18 protein-coding genes are annotated in these 25,076 nt (G+C 70.1%); 4 read left to right on the top strand and 14 right to left on the bottom strand.

The features are described 5' to 3' along the window. Positions 1-76: 76 nt before the first annotated feature. The 7 genes from ACQPYD_RS18815 to ACQPYD_RS18785 form a co-directional block, all read right to left on the bottom strand. A complete protein-coding gene (locus ACQPYD_RS18815) occupies positions 77-742 on the bottom strand; it encodes a helix-turn-helix transcriptional regulator (protein WP_433696894.1) in 666 nt (221 codons plus the stop codon). A 24-nt stretch (positions 743-766) separates the two neighbouring features. Next, complete coding sequence (locus tag ACQPYD_RS18810) at positions 767-1,924, bottom strand: threonine synthase (RefSeq protein ID WP_433696893.1); 1,158 nt, start codon at positions 1,922-1,924, stop codon at positions 767-769. 90 nt (positions 1,925-2,014) lie between these two features. Next, on the bottom strand, positions 2,015-2,413 hold the full coding sequence (locus tag ACQPYD_RS18805) for a recombinase family protein (protein ID WP_433696892.1): 399 nt from the start codon (positions 2,411-2,413) through the stop codon (positions 2,015-2,017). Between the two features lie 542 nt (positions 2,414-2,955). Next, a complete protein-coding gene (locus tag ACQPYD_RS18800; RefSeq protein WP_433696891.1) occupies positions 2,956-5,979 on the bottom strand; it encodes a hypothetical protein in 3,024 nt (1,007 codons plus the stop codon). A gap of 613 nt (positions 5,980-6,592) precedes the next feature. Continuing rightward, entirely contained in the window at positions 6,593-6,871 is a 279-nt protein-coding gene (locus ACQPYD_RS18795) for a hypothetical protein (RefSeq protein WP_433696890.1), read from the bottom strand. A gap of 362 nt (positions 6,872-7,233) precedes the next feature. Beyond that, positions 7,234-8,331, bottom strand: a complete 1,098-nt coding sequence (locus tag ACQPYD_RS18790) for an alkene reductase (protein ID WP_433696889.1) — start codon at positions 8,329-8,331, stop codon at positions 7,234-7,236. Between the two features lie 59 nt (positions 8,332-8,390). Beyond that, a complete protein-coding gene (locus ACQPYD_RS18785; RefSeq protein WP_433696888.1) occupies positions 8,391-8,816 on the bottom strand; it encodes a RidA family protein in 426 nt (141 codons plus the stop codon). A gap of 144 nt (positions 8,817-8,960) precedes the next feature. Here ACQPYD_RS18785 and ACQPYD_RS18780 point away from each other — a divergent pair, with 144 nt between their 5' ends. The 3 genes from ACQPYD_RS18780 to ACQPYD_RS18770 all read left to right on the top strand — a co-directional run bounded on the left by ACQPYD_RS18780 (position 8,961) and on the right by ACQPYD_RS18770 (position 13,460). Continuing rightward, positions 8,961-9,557: a TetR/AcrR family transcriptional regulator gene (locus ACQPYD_RS18780; protein WP_433696887.1), complete on the top strand. Its 597-nt coding sequence runs from the start codon at positions 8,961-8,963 to the stop codon at positions 9,555-9,557. 568 nt (positions 9,558-10,125) lie between these two features. Next, complete coding sequence (locus ACQPYD_RS18775) at positions 10,126-10,938, top strand: ABC transporter ATP-binding protein (protein ID WP_433702087.1); 813 nt, start codon at positions 10,126-10,128, stop codon at positions 10,936-10,938. After that, a complete protein-coding gene (locus ACQPYD_RS18770) occupies positions 10,935-13,460 on the top strand; it encodes an ABC transporter permease (RefSeq protein WP_433696886.1) in 2,526 nt (841 codons plus the stop codon). Before ACQPYD_RS18775 ends, ACQPYD_RS18770 begins: the two co-directional genes overlap by 4 nt. Before the next feature lie 196 nt (positions 13,461-13,656). Here the strand turns inward: ACQPYD_RS18770 and ACQPYD_RS18765 are convergent, their stop codons facing one another. After that, positions 13,657-14,349, bottom strand: coding sequence for a TetR/AcrR family transcriptional regulator (locus tag ACQPYD_RS18765; RefSeq protein ID WP_433696885.1), 693 nt, complete (start codon positions 14,347-14,349; stop codon positions 13,657-13,659). An 81-nt stretch (positions 14,350-14,430) separates the two neighbouring features. On the opposite strand from ACQPYD_RS18765, the gene ACQPYD_RS18760 reads away from it, so the two are divergent. Further along, on the top strand, positions 14,431-15,354 hold the full coding sequence (locus ACQPYD_RS18760; RefSeq protein ID WP_433696884.1) for an alpha/beta fold hydrolase: 924 nt from the start codon (positions 14,431-14,433) through the stop codon (positions 15,352-15,354). 144 nt (positions 15,355-15,498) lie between these two features. Here the strand turns inward: ACQPYD_RS18760 and ACQPYD_RS18755 are convergent, their stop codons facing one another. From ACQPYD_RS18755 to ACQPYD_RS18730, 6 genes are all read right to left on the bottom strand, one after another. Further along, positions 15,499-16,074, bottom strand: coding sequence for a snapalysin family zinc-dependent metalloprotease (locus tag ACQPYD_RS18755; RefSeq protein ID WP_433696883.1), 576 nt, complete (start codon positions 16,072-16,074; stop codon positions 15,499-15,501). Between the two features lie 807 nt (positions 16,075-16,881). Further along, complete coding sequence (locus tag ACQPYD_RS18750) at positions 16,882-17,334, bottom strand: transposase (RefSeq protein WP_412759592.1); 453 nt, start codon at positions 17,332-17,334, stop codon at positions 16,882-16,884. A 1,869-nt stretch (positions 17,335-19,203) separates the two neighbouring features. Beyond that, entirely contained in the window at positions 19,204-19,566 is a 363-nt protein-coding gene (locus tag ACQPYD_RS18745; RefSeq protein ID WP_344177949.1) for a Dna2/Cas4 domain-containing protein, read from the bottom strand. Positions 19,567-19,595: 29 nt separating this feature from the next. After that, the gene (gene cas3 / locus ACQPYD_RS18740) at positions 19,596-22,658 is read right to left on the bottom strand and encodes a CRISPR-associated helicase Cas3' (protein WP_433696882.1); all 3,063 of its coding nucleotides are present in this window, start codon (positions 22,656-22,658) and stop codon (positions 19,596-19,598) included. Beyond that, positions 22,655-23,683, bottom strand: a complete 1,029-nt coding sequence (gene cas7i / locus ACQPYD_RS18735) for a type I-B CRISPR-associated protein Cas7/Cst2/DevR (RefSeq protein WP_344177954.1) — start codon at positions 23,681-23,683, stop codon at positions 22,655-22,657. The genes cas3 and cas7i overlap by 4 nt, the downstream gene beginning before the upstream one ends. After that, on the bottom strand, positions 23,683-25,056 hold the full coding sequence (locus ACQPYD_RS18730; protein WP_433696881.1) for a hypothetical protein: 1,374 nt from the start codon (positions 25,054-25,056) through the stop codon (positions 23,683-23,685). Before ACQPYD_RS18730 ends, cas7i begins: the two co-directional genes overlap by 1 nt. Positions 25,057-25,076: the final 20 nt, after the last annotated feature.

The following is a 25,076-nucleotide window of genomic DNA, read 5'->3' as shown; positions in this document are numbered from 1 at the left end:
GGGGCGCCGGCGTGCGGACCGGCCTCCGGGAAGGCCGCACCGACCTCGTCGGGGAGACCTCCCACAGCCGGGATGGCTACTTCGTGTAGTTGTAGACGGTCGCGCGGGAGACGCCGAGCCGGTCGGCGATGAGCTGTGCGGAACTGCGGGTCTCGAAGAACCCCTCTCGATGCAGCTGCCGGACCAGTTCGCGCTTCTGGTCGCGGTTGAGGCCGCGGGGGGTGCTGGAGCGCTCGGCGGCGAAGGAGTCGATGGCCGACCGGAGTTCGCGGCCGGTGCGGTCGCGCAGCGTCTCCAGGCCCTCGCCCCGGTGTTCGACGCCGGTGGCGACGAGGTTGGCCAGGGTCAGCGCCAGCGGGGACAGCGTGCTCACATCCAGGTTCAGGCACAGGGCGGCGACGTAGCGCCCGTCGGCGTTCTTGATGCCGATCGAGGTGCTCTTGGCCGGGCGTCCGTCGGGGAACCTGTTGCTGTAGTTCTGGATGACGCTGGGGTAGTCGGGGTCCTCGATGCGGCGCAGCCCCAGTTCGGTGGCGGAGTCGCCGACCTGGCGCCCGGACAGGTTGTTCTCGATGGCGCGGATGGCGCTGTCGGGCCGGCGCAGGTCGTGCAGGACGACTTCGCACAGGCCCGGGAACATGCGCCCGACGGCGACGGCGATGCGCTCGGCCTCCCGTATGAGGTGCTCGTCCTCCTGATCGGGGTGTTCGTCGGTGGGATCGTCCTGGGAGGGGTGTGTCATCGCGCTCTCCTTTCCTGTCAGGGCTCAGTCGGCGGGCCCGGTGAACACCGAGGCCATCTTCTCGGTGGACTTCAGCCCCGCACCGGTGAGCACGACCACGGTCGTCTCGCCCGGCGCGATGTCGCCGGTCGCGACGAAGTGGTCGAGGGTCGCCGCGGCGACGCTGCTGGTCGGCTCGGCGTACAGGCCTCGCGCGCTCAGTGCGCGGACCGCGGCGTGGATCTGCGCTTCGGTGACGGCGCAGGCGGCGCCGTCGGAGCGGCGGATGGCCTCCACCGCCTCAGGCAGCCGGACCGGGTGGGCGATGGACGCGCCCTCGGCGATTGTCGGTACCCGCTCGCCGCGCTGGGCCGAATCGATGCCGTTGAACGTATCGGCGATGGTCGCCCAGTGCTCGGGCTGCCCGACGAACAGGCGCGGGCGCCTGTCGATCTGGCCGGCGCGGAGCAGCTCGCCGAAGGCGATGTCGCACCCGATGACGTTGCTGCCCGCCCCGGCCACCAGGACGACGTTGTCGGGTGCGGTGAAGCCGAGGGACTCCCACATCTCGTAGGCGATGGTCTTGGTGCCCTGGAGGAACATGGGGTGCCAGTTGTGGCTGGCGTAGGGGACCTGTTCCGACTGGCGGATCGCCTCGTCCGAGACCTCGTCGCGGGTGCCGCCCACGAGCTCGATCTCCGCTCCGTAGGCGCGGGCCTGGAGGATCTTGGCCTGCGAGGTGGCGGCGGGAACGATGATCCTGGCGCGGATGCCGGCAGCGGCGGCGTAGGCGGCCACCGCGGAACCGCCGTTGCCCGAACTGTCCTCCAGCACGCGGTCGACGCCGTGTGCCGCCAGGTGGGACATCATCACCGATACGCCCCGGTCCTTGAAGCTGGAGGTCGGGTTGAACCACTCCAGCTTGAAGTGGACGCGCCGACCGGCCCAGTCGACCGGGACCATCGGCGTGCACCCTTCGCCCAGGCTCACCCGGCGGGCGGCCGGGACGGGCAGGGCCGCGTGGTAGCGCCACAGGGAGCGTTCGGCGGTGTCGATCTGCTCCGGACGCAGGCCCGGCAGCGCGCTGACGGCGAGGGGGCCGCCGTCCTCGCCCCGCCAGCGGGGACCGTCCAGGGAGTAGCGCTTTCCGGACCGGTCGTACAGGTCGGGGGCGGTGGCGGCGGAGTGCTGTTCGGCGTTCATGGACGGTTCCGGCTTCTCCTGGTTCGGCGTGCCGTCGCCGGGTCTCACGACCCGGCAGGCACCCTGCCACTCCCATGTTAGAAGAAATTTCTAAATGTGAACTGAGAATCTAGATGTTCGTCGATGGGGTCCGGACAGCTCCGGCACGTGCTTGTACAGGGTCGAGCGGGACACCCAGAGCAGGCGGGCGATGGAGGCCACCGAGTTGTCGGGGCGGCTGAGCAGGTCGCGGGCGTGGCGGATCTGCTCGTCGTCCATGGCCGGAGGACGCCCGAGGCGGGTGCCTGCCGCGCGGGCCGCAGCCAGGCCCTCGCGGGTGCCCTCGACGATGAGTTCGCGGATGGACCCGGCCAGGGCGGCGAAGACGTGGAACACGAGCCTGCCGCCGGGGGCGGTGGTGTCCAGCGCTTCGTGCAGGGATCGGAAGCCCACCCCTGCGCGGCGCAGATCGCCCCCGAGGGTGATCAGATCCTGGAGCGAGTGGGCCAAGGGGGTCGTCGGGGATCGCGAGGGCGGTGCCCATCCCCGGGTGTACGAAAACGGTGCCTGCGGAGTAGATGAACACCCCGAGTTTCCGACACGTTTTTCCGCCACTTCGGGGTCCGGTCCGGCGCCCTCCGGGGTCGTTCCGGCCGACTGTCCGGAAAACGATCGTTCCTCGCCACCGACGAGCGTCGAGAACGCGGCTCTCCCCCCGTCCGCCCGGGCTGGCCAGGAGCGTCACCGTCGTTTGGCGGCTGGTGCCTCGTTCGTTAACGGCACCCCGCGTTCGGTGAAAGCGGTAAAGCGTTCATACAGGGCGATGGTCTGTGGGGGGCGGGGGCCGGGGGATCTGTCGCCGCCTCCACGTGGCCGGTGCGACGAGATCGAGCGCGGACGCCCGGCTCACGCGCGAGGCGGGGCCGACTCGACGGTGTTGGCCGTGGGTGTGGACGGGAAGCGGGCCGTGCCGAACAGGGGCGCCGCACTACGCACTTCACGCGGGAGACCTACCGGGTGGTGATCTCGGGCAGGGTGGCCGTGGCTGTCTTCTAGTCGATGCCCCAGAGCCGTGCGGTGCCGTCGTCGCTTCCGGTGGCGAGGGTGGTGCCGTCGTGGTTGAAGGCCACAGCGCGCACCCAGTCATCGTGGTGGAAGGTTTGGACGGGGGTGGGTCGGTTGGTGGTGGTGTCCCAGAGTCGTGCGGTGCCGCCGTAGCTGCCGTCGCCGCTTTCGGTGCCGGTGCCGGTGGCGAGGGTGGTGCCGTCGTGGTTGAAGGCCACAGCGCGCACCTGGCCGTCGTGGTCGAGGGTTTGGGTGGGGGTGGGTCGGTTGGTGGTGGTGTCCCAGAGTCGTGCGGTGCCGCCGTAGCTGCCGTCGCCGCTTTCGGTGCCGGTGCCGGTGGCGAGGGTGGTGCCGTCGTGGTTGAAGGCCACAGCGCGCACCTGGCCGTCGTGGTGGAAGGTTCGGACGGGGGTGGGTCGGTTGGTGGTGGTGTCCCAGAGTCGTGCGGTGCCGTCGTCGCTTCCGGTGGCGAGGGTGGTGCCGTCGTGGTTGAAGGCCACAGCGTTCACCCAGTCATCGTGGTGGAAGGTTCGGGTGAGGGTGGGTCGGTTGGTGGTGGTGTCCCAGAGTCGTGCGGTGCCGTCGTCGCTTCCGGTGGCGAGGGTGGTGCCGTCGTGGTTGAAGGCCACAGCGTTCACCCAGTCATCGTGGTGGAAGGTTCGGGTGAGGGTGGGCTGGCTGGTGGTGGTGTCCCAGAGCTGCGCGGTGCCGCCGTAGTTGCCGTCGACGGTTTCGGTGCCGGTGCCGGTGGCGAGGGTGGTGCCGTCCTGGTTGAGGGCCACAGCGAGCACCTGGCCGTCGTGGTGGAAGGTTTGGGTAGGGGTGGGTCGGTCGGTGGTGGTGTCCCAGAGCTGTAAGGTGCCGTCGTCGTTTCCGGTGACGAGAGTGGTGCCGTCGTGGCTGAAGGCCACAGCGTGCACAAACGCACCGATCGGTAGCACCATGTACCCATCGAAATGGAGCACCGAGGTCGTTCCCATGAGTAGCACCACCGTTGCGAGGGTGACCGCACCATGCAACCATCGGCGACCTTGAGAACCGGACCGCCGGCGAATGTCGAGCCAGCGGGGGATGACTCCTCGGGCCGGGGGTGGTCGGCGCTTTGAAGGCCATTGTTCGGCGAGGTGTGTGCGCAGCAGTTCATGGCGGAGCTGATAAGCAGGACCTACTTGACGAAGGACTCCTTTTTCGTGTGCTGTGCGCAGGAAGCGCATGAGGCGCCAGGGAAGCCTTCCTCGACAGGCGAGCCACAGTCGGGCGACCGTGTACGAAAACCATGCCGAGCCGGATCCCACAAGGACCACCGCCATGATTGCGAGCCCGACCACGCCACTTGTCACCCAATCGACAAGCGTAAGGTCGGTGATCCCCCAATCTTCGATGGTGATGTCGGCGTTCCGCCGATCGTCGATGGTGAGGTCGGCGTTCCGTCGATCTTCGTCAATGGTAAAAGCGAGGAACCCCAACGCAGTGAGGGCTCCGCTCGATAGCGCTGCTGTGAGGAGTGCTGTGCGATCACTGCGGAGTACAGACGCCGGAGAACTCGCCTTGCGCTCCTCTACGGGCGCTGCCAGCCATCGAACGATGCCCATGGGTATACCGATCATGGCGGCTGCGAATGCGTAAGGGGTAATATTAAACTCGTCGAGACCGTAACTCATTATCTCAAGCGTGACCCACAGTGCCGAGAATGACAGGCCCAATAACAACCCTGCCGTCAGGCTGGGCAGGAGGCGGCGTAAATTTGGTGTGCTGCTTTTTGGAGTTCCCGCGCGGAACCCCAGCAGGTTGATGACCAGTATCGCCTGACAGGCCAAGAGGGCGACAGGAATGGCACTCAACCATGCCTCGCTGTTGAACGTCCTCAGGTGAAAAATTGTTGTGGCGATAGTGACGGCGGCGTCGCCCAAAAAACTATGATCAGTCATCCTCGCCCCGAGGACCACAAGGATGCCGAGAGTGCAGAGGGCGGCGATCAGGAATTGGACTCCTGCAAGCGTGTCGCTGAGCGTGCTGAAACGGCCACGATGTGCCCTCGGCTGCTCGGATTCTTTTAGGGAGCGTACGGTACGCAAACCCCCCAAGAAGCCCACGGCGGCTCCCAGGGCGGCTCCCGCCCCGGTTGCGTAAGCCATAGATTCCCAAAAGACGCTCGTAGGGGTGATATACGAGTCCGTCGAACTGTGCGAGGCCGCAGTGATCCCGAGCAGAAGCGATCCACACAGCGTTGACACAAGGGTGATGAGCAAGAGGATCAGCCATCGTGGCACGGCTCGAGTCAGGTGCCACCATTCGAAGTCGGGGCCGCCTTGCTCATGCAGGTGGTTCGACAGGAACGACAGCCAGTATTGCGCCTTGTCGTGCTCGCCGGCGGTGAATACCGTAGGAAGGTATTTCTTGAGGAGATGGCTTGTTATCTCCGGCGTCGTCGTGAAACCGGTGAGCTCTTCAGGGGGACTGCTCGATGGCCGATAGATCGAACGGGCCAAGTTGATCATCAGTGGGGTCGACAGGGCATGGGCGAGTGGCCCGCGGGGTTCCCTGCGGATCCGATCGATGACCACACTCCAACGGTGTGAGTTCGCGACCTCCGGCTCCGTCAGATAGGCAGCGGTGTCTTCGACGCGGATGGGTTCGATGTCGACGACGGCGGCGTGCGCAAGGGCGCCACGGTCGTGGACGGCCTGTGCGAATTCGGCACTGCGGCAGGTCAATACCATCCGCAGACCGATTTCCGCGGCACGGTCGAGATCGGCCAGCGCTGTGCTCAACACGGAACGGGGCATCTCGTCCAACCCGTCCAATACCGGGACAATGCGACGGTCCAGGAGCAGGGCGGATACCTGGTCCGTGTTGAAGGTGCCGTTCGCGCCGAAGTCGAGGTAGTCCTCCGTTATTCGACGGACGCACCAATCCTCGATCCGCTCGGCCGGATCCCACCCTGCCACCGACAACAGGACCGGCACGGGACCCCGATCCGTGTCCTGCTCGATGACGGCCAAGGTGAACAAGGCCGCCAGAGTGCTCTTCCCCGCGCCCGGTGGCCCCAGTACCACCAACTGCCGACGTGACATGTCCTGGAACGCCGAGGCGAGAGCGTCCGCCGAGCTCAGGTCACCGACTGTTCGGACCAGTTCTCCTCGGATGGGGTCGGTATTGGGTCGCTCAGTATCTGAATATGCCCTCTCGACGGGACTCGAGGTCGGTCGCCATCGCAGATGAAGGGGCCGCGGTCGGTGTAAGCCCCGGTGGGACGTCTCGTTCCGCCATTGTGTTCGGACCTGGTTGCGCAAGCGGTTCAGTGCCGATTGGGGAGGGTCACTTCCGCGCGCTCTCTTCCACAGGACCCATATGACAACGAGGAGGACGGCGGTACCGAGCGCCACCACTCCAGCGGTGACCGCAAGGCGCTTCTCAGGGACGATGTTCCATGCGCCCACTGCCAGGGCGGTGGTGGCTGCAAAGGTGATCAGGGCACTTGTGGCAGGCCAGAAAAGACCGGGGCGATGGGGAGCGTGAAGGTGGATATCACCATGAATACTGCCGGTTTGTATCACATGGCCTGAAATAGTCCCTGCTGTCTCGTTGTGTATGGTTGGGCGAGAAGATGCCCGTTTGCTCGGCTCAGGCATCCACTGTTCCTCCATGTCGGCTGCGCTCAAAGGCTGAGATCAGTTCGAAAGCGACCATGAGCGGAACAAGACCGGTGTAACCACAACGGGAACGGAAAGACCGGGCCGTGGCGGCGGCCTCCGCCGCTGCGGTGGTGCCGCTGATCGTTGTCGCTTTGCCGGAGGTGTCCGGGCCTTTGCCGACGGTGAGTCCTTCACCGAACCACAGCGCGCCCCCCAGTACAGCCAGAGCCGTGTAGGTTGCCGCCCAATCCCGCTCCGTCTTGTCCATGTGACCGATTGTGGCGTGGAAGCCCCTGCCCGGTAAGGGGTTTCGGCGGTATCGGCCGCATCCGGCCTGTGGAGCTGAACGGGCGCGCGCGGAGGCGGCCATGGGGCCATGGCGGGCGGACGCGGGTGAGCAACCGCTGGTCGGCCGCGCTGCGTTCGGCGACCACGGCGGTATCGAATACGGGCCTGTCCAGGCCCGGCCGCCGCCCCGGCCCCCTCCACAGGAGGTCGACGCGGGCCCGGACCGCTTCGGCGGTCCGGGCCCGGTGAGCCCTTTGGTGGACCGCGACACCGGTATCGGCGCCGGTCGGACCCGAGACCAGGTCGGCTCGCCCCTGGGCGCGTGGCCGCGTACCGGGCGGCTCAGGCGAGCACCGGAACCCCTGAGCCCTCTGTCGCGGCCGGGTAGTCGGTGTACCCCTCCGCGCCTCCTCCGTACAGGTTCTCCGTCGGCGGCCCCGCGAGCGGAATGCCCTCGGCCAGGCGTGCGGGCAGGTCCGGGTTGGTCATGAACAGGCGGCCGAGGGCGACCACGTCCGCGTGTCCGTCCCGTACCAGCCGCGCCCCCTCGTCGGGACTGCTCGGGGTCGGGCCGTTCGTGTTGGCGACCAGGGTTCCCGACCAGCGTGTCCGCAGGTCCGCTATGGCTCCGTACCCGCCGTTCTCCAGCACGTGCAGGTAGGCGAGGCCCAGGGGGTCCAATGCGTCGACCAGCGCGCGGTAGGTGGTGCGCGCGTCGGCCTCGGCGAGCTGGTTCTCGGCGTTGTCCGGCGAGATGCGCAGGCCCACGCGGTCCGCGCCGACCTCGGCGGCGACCGCCTCGACGACCTCCGTCGCGAACCGCAGGCGGCCGGTGACCGAGCCGCCGTACCCGTCCGTGCGCAGGTTGGTGTTGTCGGCGATGAACTGCTGGATGAGGTAGCCGTTCGCGCCGTGGATCTCGACGCCGTCGAAGCCCGCCCGGATCGCACGCCGGGCCGCGGAGGCGAAGTCCCGCACCGTCCGGGCGATCTCACCGCCGGTCAGCTCACGCGGGGTCACGTGATCGAGCAGCCCGTCCCGGGTGAAGATCTGCTTCCCCGCGATGGCGACGGCCGAGGGGGCCACCGGCAGTTCGCCGTCCGGCAGCGTCAGCGGGTGCGTCATCCGTCCCACGTGCCACAGCTGGGCGAAGATCGTGCCACCCTCCGCGTGCACCGCGTCCGTCACCTCCCGCCAACCGCGCACCTGTGCGTCGGTCACCAGTCCCGGGATGCCGGGGCCGCCCTTGGCGAGCGCGTTGACGTACACGCCCTCGGTGATCAGCAGCCCGGCTCCGGAGCGCTGCCGGTAGTACGTCGCCGCGTGCGGGCTCGGCACCCCCGTCACGTCGTCGGCCCGGCCCCGTGTCATCGGGGCCATCGCCACCCGGTTCGCCAGTTCCAGCCGTCCCGCCCGGTACGGCTCCAGCAACTCCCGCATTTCCCCTCCCTCTTCCGGCATTCCCGTGTCCCGCACCCGTTCTGTCACGACCCCGGCGTTCATGCGGCGCTCCGGTCCAGCGCGATGACCTCGACCTCGATCTGCCAGTCGGGCTGGGCCAGTGAGACGACCTCGACGAGGGTGTCGGCGGGGTAGGGCTCGGACAGGAACTCGCCGCGCAGCGTGATCACGTGCGGGAGGTTCGTCGCCATGTCCCGTACGAAGATGCCGACCTTGACCACGTCCGTGAAGGCCAGGCCGGCCGCCTCCAGCACCCGTCCGACGTTCCTGAACGCCTGCCGCCCCTGCTCAAGGAACCCGCCCTCGACGGTCGTCCCGTCCTCCTCGAAGCCCGCCTGTCCGGACACGTACACGAAGCCCCCGGCCCGGACGGCCTGCGATATCCGGTACGGCGCGTACCAGTCCGGCGTGGTCGCGATCTTCTCGACGTGCCCCACGGTGGCCGCTCCCTCTTCGCTGGACATGCTTCTCCCCTGTCTCGGCGGTGCCCGGAACCGGGCCCCAACGATGGCGTTACGGAACGTTTCGTAACGCCTTGGAGGCTAGGTCATCCCGGGGCGGCTTGTCAAAACGAAACGTAACGTCACGCGCGCGGTAGGGTGTGGTCCATGACCTCTGCCCCGAACAGTGAACGGCGTAGCGAGCGCGCCCGCCGGGCGATCCTCGACGCGGCGTTCGACCTGGTGAGCCGCAAGGGCTTCGCGAAGGTGACCATCGAGGGCATCGCCGCCCAGGCCGGCGTGGGCAAGCCCACGATCTACCGCTGGTGGAGCTCCAAGGGCGCGGTGGTGCTGGAGGCGATGAACGAGGAGCTCGGCGACGACTTCTCCTTCCCCGACACCGGGGACATCGCCGCCGACCTCACGACCCAGATCACCGCGGTGAGCCAGCGACTGGTCACCGGCAGGATGAGCGAGGCCTTCAAGGGCGTCATGGCCGAGGCGCAGAACGACGCCGCGCTGATGAAGGCGTTCCGCGAGACGATCCTCGAGCCCAGCATCGCGGAGTGCCGTGCCCGCCTGGATTCCGCCGTCGCAGCCGGGCAGCTCCGCTCCGACGTGCCCACCGACGTGATGGTCGACCTCTTCTACGCGCCGGTCCACTACCGGCACTTCCTGGGCTTCGGCGACGACGCGGTCAGGCGCAGCGCCGATCTCGTCCAGGACGTCCTGCTCGGCCTGCGGCCGCGGACGGACGCGGGATGAACGGTCGGCGTCCGGCCGCTGTGCGTCGGGGCGAAGTGCCGCCAGGGGGTTGAAGCGGGTGCGCGCCGCCCGGGACGCTGCCTCCCCACCGCCGCCTTCCCGCCCAGCGCCGCGCCGGAAGGCGTACCGCCCACGGCGGAACACTTCCCCCATCGGGCCGTCCTCCCCGCCGGTCACCCCCCGCGCCATCCGCCGTCGTCCCATCTCGGTTCCCAGGACCATTCGTGAGGGGATCTCGAGGGAGGGTGAGACGGACGCCCGGGGGTTGCTCACGATAGGCGGATCCGTCTCCTCACGTGCTCGTGCGGAATGCGCATTCGGAGGAGGTCCGGCGACGCCGATGTCGGTTCCCTCCGGTGCCACCCGCGCGGTCTCACGAGCACGGAAGAGAACGGTCGGGGAACGAGACCCCACCGGCGGGAAGAAAGGTCGCCCCCCGGTGGTCGAGGTTTCTCTACCCGACCACTCCTACCAGGACCAGTGACGATCGCGGCCCGCTTTGTTTGACTTCCCCTGAGTGGGCGACAGGGCGCACCCGGGTCCTTCGACCCGCGCAAGCGATCGGAACATCGGCATGGGCAGAAACGGAGGACGCCGATCCTCGAAAAAGGGGATCGGCGTCCACGACCGGCCATACGGAAAAGAAAAGGGTGATCCGACGGTCCTGCGGATCACGGGACTGGCCAAGACCTACTCCCGGGGCGTCGTTCCCGTCCATGCCCTGCGAGGGGTGGACGTCGTCTTCCCCCGAGGGGGGTTCACCGCGATCATGGGTCCCTCCGGATCGGGGAAGAGCACCCTCCTGCACTGCGCGGCCGGGCTGGAGCGTCCCGACGCCGGGGCGGTGCTGGTGGAGGGCCGGGACATCACGGGCCTCTCCGAGAAGGCCCTGACACGGTTGCGCGCACGCGCGTTCGGCTTCGTGTTCCAGTCCTTCAACCTCCTGCCCGTGCTCGACGCGGAGGAGAACATCACCCTCGGGCAGCGCCTGGCCGGCCTGCCCACGGATAAGGCCCGCCTGGCCGAACTCGTGGACTCGCTCGGCCTGGAGGACCGCCTCCGGCACCGGCCCGCCGAACTGTCCGGAGGGCAGCAGCAGCGGGTCGCCGTGGCGCGTGCGCTGCTGCACCGGCCGAGCGTGCTCTTCGCGGACGAGCCCACCGGCAACCTCGACTCCCGCTCCGGCTCCCAGGTCCTGGAGGCTCTGCGGCGTGCGGTGTCCGAGCACGGCCAGACCGTCGTCATGGTCACCCACGACCCGGTGGCCGCGGCGCGCGCCGACCGGGTGCTCTTCCTCCGCGACGGCGGCATCGAGGACGAACTGCCCGACCCCGCCCCGGACACCGTGCTGGAGCGGATCAGGCGCTTGGAGTCCGTGTGATCAGGCTCGTGCTGCGGGGCGTGGCCGACCGGGCCCGCCCACTCGTCCTGTCCGTCCTGACCGTGGCCCTGGGGGCCGGGCTGGCCGTGGCCGCCCTGTCCCTGCAGGGTTCGGCCGACCGGGTGGCCGCCGAGGGGGCGGGTGTTCCCTGGCGGCTCTCGGAGCCGCCGATCGTCGTGGTGGCCGCCCCGGAGGACGCCGGCCTCACCGCGACGCCCTCCGGGGAGCCCGCGCGACTGCCCCCCGCGACCGTGGAAGCCCTGGCGGGGGTCCCCGGGGTCGCGGAGACGGAGGTGGAGGCGCCCTTCCCCGCCTACGTGGTGACCGACGAGCGCACGCTGGGGCACCAGACGCAGCGCTCCTGGGGGCACTCGTGGGCACTCGCCGAGGCCGAGCCCCTCACGCTCGCCCAGGGGCTGCCGCCCGGGGCGCAGGGGGAGGTGGCGCTCGACGCCGTGACCGCGGCCGACGCCGGTGTGGCCCCCGGTGACCGCACCCGGGTTCTCACCCCTGAGGGCACCGCCACGGTGCTCGTCACCGGGATCGTGGACCGCGACACGGCCGACGGGCGGGACAGGGGCGTCTTCTTCACGCCGGGCGAGGCCGCCGCGCGGGGCGGAGCCCCGGTCCTGGCGGCGGTCTGGCCGGGGGAGGGGACGGACCCCTCCCGGCTCGCCGAGGCGATCCGGCAGGAGCTCCCGCAGGTCAGCGTGTTGACCGGGGCCGAGCGGAGCGAGGCCCTCGCACCGGGCCGGACCGGCCGCGAGCTGGCCTCGGGCATGGGGCGGTTCCTGGGCACGGTGTCCGGACTCGTGCTGGCGGTGGCCGCCGTCATGGTCGCCGGCCTGCTCACCACGACGGTGCGCAACCGCGTCCGGGAATTCGCCCTGCTGCGCCTGGCCGGGGCCGCACCCGGGCTCGTGCGACGCCTGGTCCTCGGTGAGGCCCTGGTCCTGGGCGCCGTCGCCGCGGTGCTCTCGTGGGCGGCGGGTGCGCTTCTGGCGGTCCTCCTGGCCCGGTTCTTCGAGGCCATGGGTGTGCTCCCGCCGGGGTTCGAGCCGGAGGTGGGGCTGCCCGCGCTCGCCGCCGGAACGGTTCTGGCACTGGCCGTGCCGCTGCTGGCCTCCTGGGCGCCCGCGCGTGCGGCGGGGCGGACGGCGCCGGTCGAGGCCATGCGCGCGGCCCAGGTCGCTTCCGCGCCCCTGTCACGGGTGCGGGTCGCTCTCGGCGGGGCGGTCCTGGGCGGGGCCGTGGTGCTGTTCGTCGTGGCATGGGCCGCGTCGGGGAGCCGGGGGGCGGTGGTGGCGGCGCTCGCCGCCTCGATGGTCCTCGTCCTGGCGGCGGCCCTGCTCGCCCCGGTCCTCGTCCGGGGCGTGCTGCGCCTGGCGGGTCCGCTGACGTCGAGGGGGTCGGTGCCCTTCCTGGTGCACAGGGAGGCGTACGCCGACACGCGCCGGGTGGCGGGTGTGATGACGCCGCTCATGGTGACCACCGCCGTCGCCTGCCTGCTGCTGTTCCAGGGGCCGACCACGAGCGAGGCGCGCATGCACTCCTACGGGCAGCGCCTCGCCGCCGACCTGGTGGTGTCCGGGCCGGTGGGGGTCGGGCTTCCCGAGAGCGCTGCGGAAACAGCCGCCGGGGTTCCCGGGGTGTCCGCCGCAGGAGGGTTCCGGCAGACGGTCACGGCCGGCACCGGCGCCGCCCTGACGACCTACCTCGTCGACCCCGGGACCGTGGCGGACCTCTACCGGATCGACGCGGAAGAGGGTGCGTGGGAGGCGTTCGACGCCGACGGGGTCGCGCTCGACGCCGGGACGGCGGGGCAGGAGGGTTGGCGGGTGGGCGACACCGTCACGCTCTCCGGGCCCGACGGGCAGCCGATCCGGGCCCGGGTGGCGGTTCTCTACGAGGCGGGGCTCGACTTCCCCGAGGTCCTGCTCCCTCGACAGGTGCTCGCCCCCCGGATGCTGGACGCGATGGAGAGCGCCGTCTACGTCACGCTGGACCCCGGGGCCGACCCCGCCGCGGTCGCGCGCCTGCTGGAGGGGGCGATCGACGCCGGTCCCGGAATCCTGGTCACCGACCGGCCCGGACACCTGGCCGACGTGGCGGCCCAGGGGGAGGGCGACGACTGGATCACCTACCTGATGGTGGCCATGGTGGCGGGATTCGCCGGGATCGGCGCGGTCAACACACTCGTCGTCTCCGTGGCGGCGAGGGCGGGGAACTTCTCCCTGTTGCGCCTGGTGGGGGCCTCCAGGGGACAGGTAGCGGGCATGGTCGCCGCCGAGGCGCTGGCGGTGTCGTCGGCGGCGGTGGCCCTGGGGACCGCGGCCGCGCTGGCCGGGCTCGCGGCCTCCGGGTACGCCTTCACCAGTGACACGGTGGTCCTGTCCGTCGCCCCGGGTCGGTACGCCCTCCTCGCCTCGGCGGTCCTGGCGCTGGGCCTGGCGGCGAACCTGGCGCCGGTCGCCGCGGCCCTGCGTGCCCGGCCCCTGCACGTGGTGTCCGCCACCGGATGAGGTACCACCGCCCGGACGCGGCGACCGGGCCGGTCGGGCGCTCCCGGCCGGCCCGGCGGGGGCGGGTACGCACGGGGAACCCCTGTGCTCCTCGGAGGGCTGCTGCGACCTGCTGGGGGACACGTCGGCCGTCCACGGCCGCCGAGCCCGCGCAAGGGGCGCGGGCGCCGGTGCGGCCGGGACCGCGCCGGGCGGTTCAGGGGTTGTCGACGAGCCCCGTGAGCACCCGGCGCACCACCCGCTCGAACAGGGTGTGCGTGTCCTGGGGCGCTTCGGAGCCGGGACCGTCCGCCAGCGCGGCCAGCAGGAGCGGATGCCGTTCCGCGGTCGCCGCGGAGGCCAGGTGGGAGGCGTGCGCCCGTCGGGGGTCGGCGGGCGCGTTCCGGCGCTGGAGCTCGGTGCGGGCGAACAGGGTGACCAGCCCGTTCAGCACCCCGACGGTCTCCAACCGGGCGGGGGAGGACAGCGGCGTCGGCGCCAGTGCGCGCAGCGCGTACTCCAGGTAGTCCATGCCCCGGGGGCCCACTGCGGGTTCCGCGGGCAGGTCGAGCAGCCAGGGGTGGCGCAGGTGGACCTGCTTGGCGCGGACGGCGAGGGCGGCCAGGTCCTCGACCGGGTCCCCGCTCAAGGGGACGCCGAGGTCGATCTCCCCGGCGGCGGCGTCCGCCATGAGGTCGAGGAGGTCGTCCCGGGTGGACATGTAGCGGTACAGCGAGGCCGGTCCCGTGCCGAGCTGTCCGGCCACCTGGCGCATGGACACCGCCGCGAGGCCGCCCCCGTCCGCCAGCCCGATCGCGGCGGCGGTGATCTGTGCCCGGCTGCGCTCTGGCGCGGGACCGCGTGCACCCCGTTCGGGGCGGTTCCACACGGTCGTCGGTTCCTCGGCCATCGGTCCCCGTTCCACTCCTGTTGCGACGCCCCCTACCCTAATACTGAGAACACTGATCGCAGTATTGTGAGGAGTGGGAGCATGGACCGACGACCGTGGACACCGACCCGGTGGGCACGCAACGGCGACGTCCGACTGGCCTGCGACACGTGGGCCGGCGCGGACGGGAACGAACCGCTCCTGCTCGTCATGGGCATGGGCGTCAGCCGGCGGTGGTGGCCGGACGGCCTGTGCCGGATCTTGGCCGACCACGGCTTCTCGGTCGCCCGCTACGACCACCGCGACGCGGGCGAGTCCACGCACCTGCCGCCGACGAGGACCCGCCTGCCCGCCACCGCACTCCTGGGCAGACGCGGCGAGGCCTACACGGCCGAGGACATGGCCGACGACGCCGTCGCCGTGCTCGACGAGCTCGGCTGGGAGGCGGCGCACCTGCTCGGTGTGTCCCTCGGCGGCGCCGTGGCGCAACGCGTCGCGATCCGCCACCCGGACCGTGTCCGCACCCTGACCTCGATGTCGGCGGTCCCCGCGGACGCGGCGGGACTGGGCGTCCTGCGCTACATCCGCGTCCCCGCCGTCGCCGGGCTCAGCCGGATGCGCTATCCCGACACCGAGGAGGGCACCGTCCGGGCAGGCCTGGCCATCGCCCGGTTCTGCGCCTCACCCGCCCAGCCCTTCGACGAGCGGGAGGAGCGGGCGAAGGCCGAACGCCTCGCCGACTCCGGCACCCGCGACACCCGGGCGCAGAGCCGTCAGATCGGAGCCCAGTGGCACGGCCCGGCGATCAGCACGATCACGGCCCCCACACTGGTGCTGCACGGCCGGGACGACCCCCTGATCCGGCCGAACGCCGCCGCCGCGATCGCCTCCCGCGTCCCCGGCGCACGCCTGGTCGTCCTGCCGGGTGTCGGACACGACATCCCCGCACCGGTGTGGCGCACCGTCGCCGCAGAGGTCCGCGCACTCGCCGACGGCTCACCGGAGCGAGCGAACCGGGGAGAGTGACACCACGGTCCACAACCGGGACGTGTGAGCGGGTGAGGGGGCCGGAGCGTCGACGACCGGTCTTGCGCGGGAGCGGTGACGCCTCCGGCGCCGACCCCTGGGGGCCGGCGCCGGAGGCCGGTGACCGCAGATCCGGTGGCCCGGTCAGAAGCGGTCGACCAGGAGCTGCCCGTCGGCGGCGCGCTGGCCCGCCAGGCCGCCGCCGTAGTTGGCCTCGACCCGCGCGCGCTCGGAGGCGTTGGGGGCGCGGACGGTGCAGTTCACACCGCCGGTGGAGCCCGACATCAGCGACGAGCACGGGCCGGGCTTGACGTCGGGCAGGCCCAGGCTGTGGCCGAGCTCGTGCGCGGCGATGCGCACCGCGTCGTAGCCCTGGGCGGTGCCCTGGCGGCCCATCCAGACGGTGACCTGCCCGCCCGGGCGCACCGGGCCCAGGTGGGCGCGGGGCCAGCCGTCGTCGGCGATGATGCGGATCTCGGCCCGCCGCCCGGCGGGGGCCGGCTCCAGGCGGACGTTGTTGACGCTGGAGTTCCATACGCCCACGGCCGAGGCGACGGCGGAGGCGTACTCCGCGGACTGGCTCGCGTCGTAGTACAGGGTGGTCTGGCGCAGGGGCTGGACCTGCTCCGCGGGTTCCGCGGAGGCCGGTACGGCGCCCACCAGCGTCAGCGCCAGGGCGCTCAGCGCGATGAGGAGGGGTGTGAGGATGCGTCTCAGCATGGGGGTCTCCCTGGGGTGAGGGTGCTGATCTCTCTGGTGACCCGGTGAGGTCGCCCTGATGCTATGTGTAGTGCCGTGTCGCCACAAGACGGGCAGAACGTCTGATTGCGGCGCGGCGCACCGGCGCGGAGGGCCGGGGCGGGGGAGCCGGCTTCGCCGTGGCGGGGCAACGCCTCGTTGCCCCGTCGGGGAGCCCTGCCGGAGGCGCGGCGGCGTCGCGGGGCGGGAGTCGGGGCCGACGCCGGGCCCGCGGGCACCTCCTCGGCCGTCGCGCAGCGGAGTACCGCCTGGTGGCAAAGTCGCTGTGGCCTACGTTCATGATATTAAAAATCATTATCAAAACCGTAGGGGTCGCATCGACCCTCGCCCTGGCCGGGTGCGCCACGGCGCCCGCCCCCGCGACCGACTCCACGGCGGCAGCGGAAGGGGGCGCGCCCCCCTACCCCCTCAGTATCGAGAACTGCGACGCCGAGGTGACCGTCGAACAGGTTCCCAAGCGCGCGGTCTCCCTGAACCAGTCGGCCACCGAGATCATGATCCGCCTCGGCCTCGCCGCCCGCATGGCGGGCACCTCCTACGAAACAGTTCCCGTCCCGAGCGACATCGCCGACACCCACGAGGGCATCCCCCTGTTTGCGGACCACACCCTGGTGAACCTGACGCCTCACCGGGTGGTGCTCATGTCGGACCAGGGGAACACGGTCACGCTCGGGCGCTGCGAGCAGCCCGCTCGCGTGACCACGGCCCGGGTGAGAATCTCCCCGCCCGGCCACCCGTGGACCATGGTTCACGAACGTCCACTGGGCTCTATCGATCTGCCCGAGCGCACGGCCTCATGGCTCGTGGTGGCCCGTGTTGTCGCTGCCCGGAAACCTCGGGGCACCTCAGCCCGGCCGGACAGGCCACCTGGCCGCCTGCGGTGTCGATGCGAAAGTCGTCGCTGGTGAACCCACCAGGGACTACCGAACGCAGCGGCGGGGGCTTGAGCACCTGCCCGTGACCGGCCTCTTCCAGGTGTTCACGCAGGTCCGCGGTGCCGTAGGCGGTATCGCCCAACACCTGGACCGGCTCGGCCTCCTCGGCCAGCAGGTCCTCGGCGACCCTGGCCTCGTGGTTGTCGGCCCCGCAGCCGCTGGTGAGGGCGACCTCGGTGAACAGGCCGCTCTCCGGTTCGACGGCGACGTGGCCCTTGTACCCCGCCTGGTGCCGGGTGCGGTTCTTATGGATGTGCCTGGCCTCGGGGTCCACCGTGGAGACCAATCGAGATCCTCGCGCAGCTCTTCTACAGCGGCCAGATCTACGCGTCCATGATCGCGGAACCGAGCCGAGAAATCAGATACTTAACGAAGTACTACTAGATGGGAATGTTGTTTCCCCTCGTAGGGGCGATGAGGACCGTCCAGATTAAGGCCGCCGGGGAGCACGAAGGCACGTTGCTACCCCTCGTAGGGGCGATGAGGACTGGTGATGCGGGTGTGGGTCCAGCCGTTGGGCAGCTGTTGCTATCCCTCGTAGGGGCGATGAGGACAGCCGGGGCCGGATCACGACCAGGAGCAGGACCAGGGGTTGCTACCCCTCGTAGGGGCGATGAGGACGGCGGGCCGATGGCCGGGCAGACGCTCCCGGTGGACGTTGCTACCCCTCGTAGGGGCGATGAGGACTTCAGGGCAGGCCGGTCCGGGCCCCCACCACACCGTTGTTACCCCTCGTAGGGGCGATGAGGACCTGGAGGAAGTGCGCGCCCTGGTCGCCGCCGAGCCGTTGTTACCCCTCGTAGGGGCGATGAGGACTCGTCGACGGGCTGCGCACCCGCCTGGCCGCCCTGTTGTTACCCCTCGTAGGGGCGATGAGGACCTGGGCGCGTTGTGCCAGCAGCGCCCCGCGGCAAGTTGTTACCCCTCGTAGGGGCGATGAGGACTCGGCGTCATGCTCGGGGTGTTCGGCGATGTGCGCGGGTTGTTACCCCTCGTAGGGGCGATGAGGACTCGCGATCCAGGCGGACGCGACCGCCGTCGGCATGTTGTTACCCCTCGTAGGGGCGATGAGGACCACCCGCCCGCACCGCGCCGAGACCCGCCTGGCCGAGTTGTTTCCCCTCGTAGGGGCGATGAGGACGGCATACCCGCGCCGTCCAGGCGGTGGGACACGGGTTGCTACCCCTCGTAGGGGCGATGAGGACCGTGTGGGCGGGGTCGGCACTCACCCCGACCGGGCAGTTGCTACCCCTCGTAGGGGCGATGAGGACACCCGCAGTACTCCTCGCGGACCCCGGTGGCCTCGTGTTGTTACCCCTCGTAGGGGCGATGAGGACCTGACCCTGGCGCTGGCAGCGCCCACCCTGGCCGGTTGTTACCCCTCGTAGGAGCGATGAGGACCTCCAGGAGATCCGGGACACCCAGGACTACCACAAGTTGTTACCCCTCGTAGGGGCGATGAGGACCCCCCGGGTGCGGCTACCGGTTCGACGAGGGCGGGTTGCTACCCCTCGTAGGGGCGATGAGGCTTCGGAAGATCGCTGGGGAGGAGGCGTGACCGTGTGTTGCTACCTCTCATAGGGGCGATAAGGATGCCTACGTGGGTGAACCCCACCAGTGGCGGTGGGTGTTGTTACCCCTCGTAGGGGCGATGAGGACACCCGCAGTACTCCTCGCGGACCCCGGTGGCCTCGTGTTGTTACCCCTCGTAGGGGCGATGAGGACGGGGAGCCGTGGGACACGTAGTGGACGACGTCGCGTTGCTACCCCTCGTAGGGTCGATGATGACCTGCGCGACGGCGTCGCCGAGGCGCTGACCGCCTAGTTGTTACCCCTCGTAGGAGCGATGAGGACGACGGGGGGCCGTCCGGGTGTCGGGTGCTTCCCCCGGTTGTTACCCCTCGTAGGAGCGATGAGGACATTCTGTCAGTGAGATGGTCGCTCGGCGCGCCGTGTTGCTACCCCTCGTAGGGGCGATGAGGACCGCCACGGGGCGCGACTACGAGCCGCTGCTCAGCACGTTGCTACCCCTCGTAGGGGCGATGAGGACCTCGAGCCGCTGGTGAGGGCCAACGCGATCATCGTGTTGCTACCCCTCGTAGGGGCGATGAGGGCGCTCGGCTTGGCCGACCGCGTCGAGGAGCTGCCAGGGTTGCTACCCCTTGTAGGGGCCCACACCAAGGCGATGCAGGGACCGGGGACCATGGGTGCGCCGGGTCTTGGGGTAGTGCGGGATCGCGCCCTGGGCGTCGACGCCGACCTGGCGGAGCCGGTAGGAGTAGTGCACGGCTTGGGCTTCGTCTGCCGCGGTGGCGTGGGAGGAGGACTTGATCTCGTGGACCCACAGGTTGCCGTCCAGGTCGTCCAGGCGTGCCGAGCCCAGGTCGGCGGGGTGGGCTCGGCGGTAGGAGGTCTCGTGGACCGCCTCGCCGAGTTGGACGGTGGAGCTGGTGGCTTCGGGGCGAAAGCCCCGGGCGTACAGCCATAGCTGGCGGGGGCAGTGGTAGAGGTACTTCATGGGCACCCCTCCGACATCTTCGACGCCGATCACAGGATCGCTCCGGGCTGGTAGGAGCCCGTGCTGGATGTTGACCTGATCGCGGTGAGTCCACGGTCGGCTTTGTACTCGGCGTCGATGACCAGGACCTTGAGCTTGTGGTCCCAGGTACCCAGGAATCGGGCGTAGTGGGGGAGCGGGATCAGGTACTGCGAGGCCAGCAACCGCCCGGTCCCCGGTTCCTCGTTTGCTGCCTTCTCGAAGAGTGCGTCTTCGTAGTCCTGCCGGTCCTTGGCGAGGATGCCGTCCACGCCGTCGAACATCTTGTCGAAGGCTTTGGAGAGCTCGGATGTGTCGTTCAGAGGCTGTTCAAAGCCCAGGAAGTAGTCCTGGAAGTTCGCGGCGGACTCTTCCACCTGGGCTTGCCACGCATCGCCCCAGGAGCTTGTGTAGATCTCGTCGAGCCACGTGGTGAACAATCGCTCGTCCAGCTCCTGGCCGTCGTCGCGGGCCAGGATGTCCCAGCTCAGCTTGGTGGGCTCGGCATCGTAGACCTTGTCGGCGAACTCGGGTCCGCTCCTGCCGCGCGGGGCGTAGTGGGCTTGGTGCACGATGACCGGCGCCGGTCCTTCCAGGGCGCCGACGCGGTTGACGCGTCCGAAGCGCTGCAGGAGCGCTTCCAGGGGTGCGGCGGAGGTGTGCAGGACGTCGAAGTCCACGTCCAGGGACACCTCGACCACCTGGGTGGCCACCAGCAGCCCGGGGCGGCGGGGTGTGATTTTGGTGCCGAACCGGTCCCGGATGGCCTTTTCGATCCTGCTGCGGTCGCCGGTCCTGAACCGGGAGTGCAGGAGCAGGGCGGCGTCGTCGCCGTGGAGTTCCTTGGCCAAGGGAGCCAGCTGGTCGTAGAGGTTCCAGGCGTCGGCGACGTTGTTGGCGATCACGGCCACGCTCTGCCCCGCGCGCAACGCGTCCCTGATCTGCTCCACGCTCGTGGGGTCGGTCAGGTGTTCCTGGCGCAGGTACAGACGGTGGCGACGCGGCCAGGCGTAGTCGGCGTCGGGCTCCACCAGCTCCACCCGGTGGTTTTCGCCAAGAGTCTCCCGAATGGTGTCCAGGAGCCGGTCGGGCAGGGTCGCGGAGATGACGCCGATGCGCCCGCCGAGGTTAGCCCACTGGCGCATCATTGCCAGGATCATGCCGAGGCGTACGGGTTCGTAGGCGTGGAGTTCGTCGAAGACGAACACCGAGTTGGCGCTGTCGATGAGGGTGGCCGCGTGCGCGGTACCTCCCAGAGCTCCGCGCAGGAGCTGGTAGGGGGTGGTGACGCGCACGAGCTCCCGGAACAGGCGACTGGCGTTGGCCTGGGCGACAGCCCGGGAGGCCCGTCGGCGTTCCTGGCCGGCATCGCCCAGCTGGTGCTCGTCGCAGGAGGCGGTGGACAGGTAGAAACTCGCCGCGCGGGAGTGGACCACACCGACCTGGTCCTGGCCCAGCACTTGGCGCAGGCGCGTGGCCATGGCGTTGATCGAGGCGAGGTAGGGCAGCGAGTAGAACAGGCGGGGTGTGCCGCCTGTGCCGGCGGCCAGGTCGTGGGTGTGGGTGTGGGACCACAGCAGGGCGGCTTCGGTCTTGCCCTGCCCGGTGGGAGCACGGAGGACCATGTGCGTGGTGGTGGCCTCGGCCCGTTCCTGGTGGGGGTAGGCGCTGTTGCCCCTGCCGGCCAGTTCCAGGCGCAGCCGCCTGGGGTAGTCGGCGCCGACCAGGGGGTGGTCGGTGAGCAGTGGGCTGTGGGCGGAGGCCACGTGGTCGGCCAGGGTGACGGCCCCCTGGAGCAGGGCGGCGGTCAGCCCGGCCCGCTCATCAGGGCTCTCCCCGTGCTCCCACTTCTTGAGGATGCGGTCCAGCATCCGGTGCGTGGCCTGGGCCAGGTCGGACTGGTCGACGGGTGCGGGTGCGGGCGCCGAGGCGCGTGCGGCCAACCAGGCGGCGAGGGCGTTGGCGGAAGCGGTGTCCACGGGCCCGAAGCTGTCCTGCACCTGCTGGGGGTCGGTCAGGGTGAGCTGTTCATTGCGGATGGACCCCTCACCTCCGGCCAGGGGCCGGTGGTGGGTGAGTACTCCGAGTCCGACCCAGGTGCGTTCCTCTTCCGGTAGGTGGGCGAGGACGTGCTCGACGAAGGCGAGCGAGTAGATCTCGTGCCTTTTCCCCCACGGTTGGGCGGGAGGGGGGTTTCCCACCATGGTCTGGAACCCGTTCGGGATTTTCCCGGCGTCGTGGAACAAGCACGCCAACCGTGCCCAGGTCCAGAAGCGCTCGTCCATCCCGGGCAGGGCGCCGACGCGGGCGCGCAGCAGGTCCAGGGCCCGGGTGGTGGCCTGGAGGTGGGTGGTCAGCGCCTCCCCTGGCTGGGGAGGTCGGATGCGCTTGTCGAGGCTCTTGGCCCAGATGTGCGGCAGCTCGACCTGTTCCTCGGCACTCGCGCGGGGGTGGACCGGGGGCAGGGGCACGACTGCCTGACCGCCGTCGGTGCGCAAGGAGGAGTCGACCTTCGCGGCGCTGCCCTTGGGGGCGTAGCGGTAGGTGCCCCACTGGATGCGGGAGCGGTCGGGGCTGATCGCGTGCGGCATCCGCACCTGCATCCCCGAGGTGGACGCCTCTGCCGGCAGCAGGGCATGTCCCTGGGAACCCGCGCCCGCGTGGAGGGTGATGCGGCGGGTGCGGGCCGAGGCCAGGTCCTGGCTGCGGCCCAGGCGCAGCGGCCACACCGGCCGGCGCAGAGCCCGCTCCCACAGGTCCAGATGGTTCAGCACCCACACCGTGAGCGTCGTGTCGGCGAGGAACTCGTGGTCCTTGGGGGTGGCGTCCCGCCTCTTGCCTTCGGCGTCCAAGGGGTGGAAGGTCTCCAGGTCCACCCCCTTGCCCCGGGCGGTGAAGGCCATGGCGATGCGGGTGTCCGCGGGCATGCGGTCCCAGCCGCCCACCGCCGCGGCCAGCAGGCCCGCGACGGTGGACGGCGGGGGGCAGGGCAGGGTGACCTGCACACCCGAGTACAGGGGGTTGCGGAAGGAGGCCACCGGGGCGGTGACCGTGATCTCCAGAGCGGCGGTCATACGGCCGGGTCCTCGAACCAGGCGTCGCGCTGACCAGACTCGATCTCCTTGGCCAGGGTCCCCAGGACGGTGCGCGGGTGGTCGATCACCACACGCCCGGCCGTGATGTGCTCGACCAGGTCGTCACGGACCTGCTCGCGCTGGGCTCCGAGGAACCCCGGCGCCCAGCCGATGTGGACGGGCCCGTCCAGCTCATCGGCCCAGGCCCGCATCTCCTCGGCGAAGACCGCCACGTCGAAGAACACGCCCTGCGGCCCGGTGGCCAGCACACGGGTGAAGGGGTTGTTGCCCCCCTTGAGGGGGGCCAGGAGCACGAAGGAAGGGGCACGGTCGCCGTAGTGCAGGGCGCGGCTGGCCCCACCCTGGACCTGGGCCAGGGTGCGCAGCAACACAGCGGCCCGGCGTCGGCGCTCCTGGATCGGCAGACGCAGCGACCCGACGCCGCGCAGCACGTACTCGTCGGCGCCGGCGTTGACGGCCTCTTCGGCTGCGGCCGGGGACAAGGCTCGGCGCAGGCCCCCTCCGTCCTGTTCGAAGGTGCCCACCCGTGGCAGGTCCAACAGCACGTCCCCGGCCATCTCGGCGGTGTAGTGCTCGTGTTCGTGGATGACCGGGTCGGCGTCCGCCGGGAAGCCGCGGCTCATCGTGCCGAAGTCGGTGCTGATGCGCTTGGATGCCAGCGAGACGAGGGTGCCGGTGGCCAGGACGGTGTCACGCTGGTAGTTCTCTTTCTTGATCGCGACCATGTAGCCGAACAGGTCGTCGTCCAGGTGCAGGTCCGGGCGTCCCGCGGTATAGGCCTGCTGCTTCTTGCCGGTGCCGGACCGGGTGACCGGGGAGCGCTTCTCGGTCGCGGGCAGCGAGTCGCGCCACCACCGGCGCAGCGCCTGCGCGGAGATGTAGGGGACGCGTTCACCGCGTCCGATGGTCAGGTACTTGACCTTGGCCGTGTTGTCCTCGCCGCGGCCGTTGTTGGGGGCGCCGGCGGTGATGTCCAGGGCGATCTTGCCCACCAGGTAGGTCATCAGTTGTTCTCCGCATCCAGGTCGGTGTCGGGAATGAGGTCGTCGGTGGACACGTCGTCGTGGTCGCGTCCGCGCCAGGAGGGTTTGAGTTCGTGCAGGTGGTTGAGCACGCCGATGAACAACAGGTCGCGGTGGAGGAAGACCCGGTCCTCGGCGTCGAAGAGCAGCCGCCACTGGCGCTCGGTGATGAACGGCTCGGCTTCCTGGGTGCGCAGGGTGCGGTCGACGGAGGCGCGCTGCAGCCAGGCGCGCAGGGTGGCGAGCTTCTTGCGGGCCTGGAGGAACTTCTTCAGTTCCTTGTCGTCCTCGGTGTTGAGGGCCCGGGCGATGCGTGCGGCGAGTTGGTTGATCTGGTCCAAGTCGGTGGTGGACACCTGGAGCACCTTCGTGGCGTAGGAGGAGCATGTGGCGGAAAGCAGCGGGGTCTGGGCGCAGATACCGTCCTTGCCCAGGGCGCGTTCGCGCAGGAAGTGGGCGACGGTGGGAATCACCCGCTCGGGCAGGTCGAAGAGGTTGCGGGCGAGCATGGACCGGCCGGGCACCCTCTCCCAGCGGTGGGCACGCCCCAACCAGAGCAAGGACGGCTTGGGCAGGTCGCGGATCCACTCCGTGGCGGGCTGGTCCATGGCGTGCACCGCCAGCTCCTGCTCCTTGTTGCTGTTGGTGAAGACCATCAGCTCCACCCCCTCGGTCACCGTCTCCTCATAGCCCCGCAGACTGCTCAGCGCGGCGAGCTGGCGGGCGTAGGAGGGACGTTCGCCCGCCGGGGCGCCGGCCACGGCCTGGCGCCGGGTCCGGTCGACCTGGAACTTGGTGAGCGCGCGGAGCAGGTTGTCGTCCCAGCTGTGCAGTGCCGTCGCCCGCCCGCCACCGATCGCGCACCCGTAGGGCAGCGCGTAGAAGCTCAGCAGGCAGCCCCGGCACAGCGCCATCCCCTCATGGGTGGGGATCGTGGTGTTGCGGTAGGAGGAACTCTCCAGCAGCGGAACGTCGACCTTGCCGTAGAACCCGCAGGCCGGGTGGTCGCACAGCACACATCGGGCGTCCAGGACGGTGTCGGCCTCGGACAGGTCGCGCCACTGGGCGAGCTTGTCCTTGAGGTCCTGCCCCAGAAGGGACTTGCGGTTGGTGGTGTTGATGGGGCAGTTGGGCCAGAACAGGTAGCTGGTTCCCAGCCAGAACCCCCCGGGTTCCTTGCTCGTCGCGACGGTGGTGGTGCGGCCCAGGTCGCGGGTCATGTTCGCGTTCGCCGCTCGCAGGTCCTGCTCTGTCAGCTCCAAGGGGTGGGCGAGCTGCTTCAGCTTCACCGGCTTGCGGTGCACGAGCGAGGACAGCGCGAACGCACCCACCCGCTGGAGAGGGTGTGCGGTCAACCGCACACTGAGCCCGGTGG

The sequence above is a fragment of the Nocardiopsis sp. CA-288880 genome (assembly GCF_050955985.1).
Taxonomy (GTDB): domain Bacteria; phylum Actinomycetota; class Actinomycetes; order Streptosporangiales; family Streptosporangiaceae; genus Nocardiopsis; species Nocardiopsis tropica.
Note: the sequence above shows the minus strand (reverse complement) of the source record. Positions and strands in the feature narration are given on the sequence as shown.

Excerpts from the sequence above, each read along its gene's own strand:
- ACQPYD_RS18815 (WP_433696894.1), bottom strand. The coding sequence starts at position 742 with ATGACACACCCCTCCCAGGACGATCCCACCGACGAACACCCCGATCAG.
- ACQPYD_RS18810 (WP_433696893.1), bottom strand. The coding sequence starts at position 1,924 with ATGAACGCCGAACAGCACTCCGCCGCCACCGCCCCCGACCTGTACGAC.
- ACQPYD_RS18795 (WP_433696890.1), bottom strand. The coding sequence starts at position 6,871 with ATGGACAAGACGGAGCGGGATTGGGCGGCAACCTACACGGCTCTGGCT.
- ACQPYD_RS18790 (WP_433696889.1), bottom strand. The coding sequence starts at position 8,331 with ATGCGGGAGTTGCTGGAGCCGTACCGGGCGGGACGGCTGGAACTGGCG.
- ACQPYD_RS18785 (WP_433696888.1), bottom strand. The coding sequence starts at position 8,816 with ATGTCCAGCGAAGAGGGAGCGGCCACCGTGGGGCACGTCGAGAAGATC.
- ACQPYD_RS18780 (WP_433696887.1), top strand. The coding sequence starts at position 8,961 with ATGACCTCTGCCCCGAACAGTGAACGGCGTAGCGAGCGCGCCCGCCGG.
- ACQPYD_RS18765 (WP_433696885.1), bottom strand. The coding sequence starts at position 14,349 with ATGGCCGAGGAACCGACGACCGTGTGGAACCGCCCCGAACGGGGTGCA.
- ACQPYD_RS18760 (WP_433696884.1), top strand. The coding sequence starts at position 14,431 with ATGGACCGACGACCGTGGACACCGACCCGGTGGGCACGCAACGGCGAC.
- ACQPYD_RS18755 (WP_433696883.1), bottom strand. The coding sequence starts at position 16,074 with ATGCTGAGACGCATCCTCACACCCCTCCTCATCGCGCTGAGCGCCCTG.
- ACQPYD_RS18745 (WP_344177949.1), bottom strand. The coding sequence starts at position 19,566 with ATGAAGTACCTCTACCACTGCCCCCGCCAGCTATGGCTGTACGCCCGG.
- cas3 (WP_433696882.1), bottom strand. The coding sequence starts at position 22,658 with ATGACCGCCGCTCTGGAGATCACGGTCACCGCCCCGGTGGCCTCCTTC.
- cas7i (WP_344177954.1), bottom strand. The coding sequence starts at position 23,683 with ATGACCTACCTGGTGGGCAAGATCGCCCTGGACATCACCGCCGGCGCC.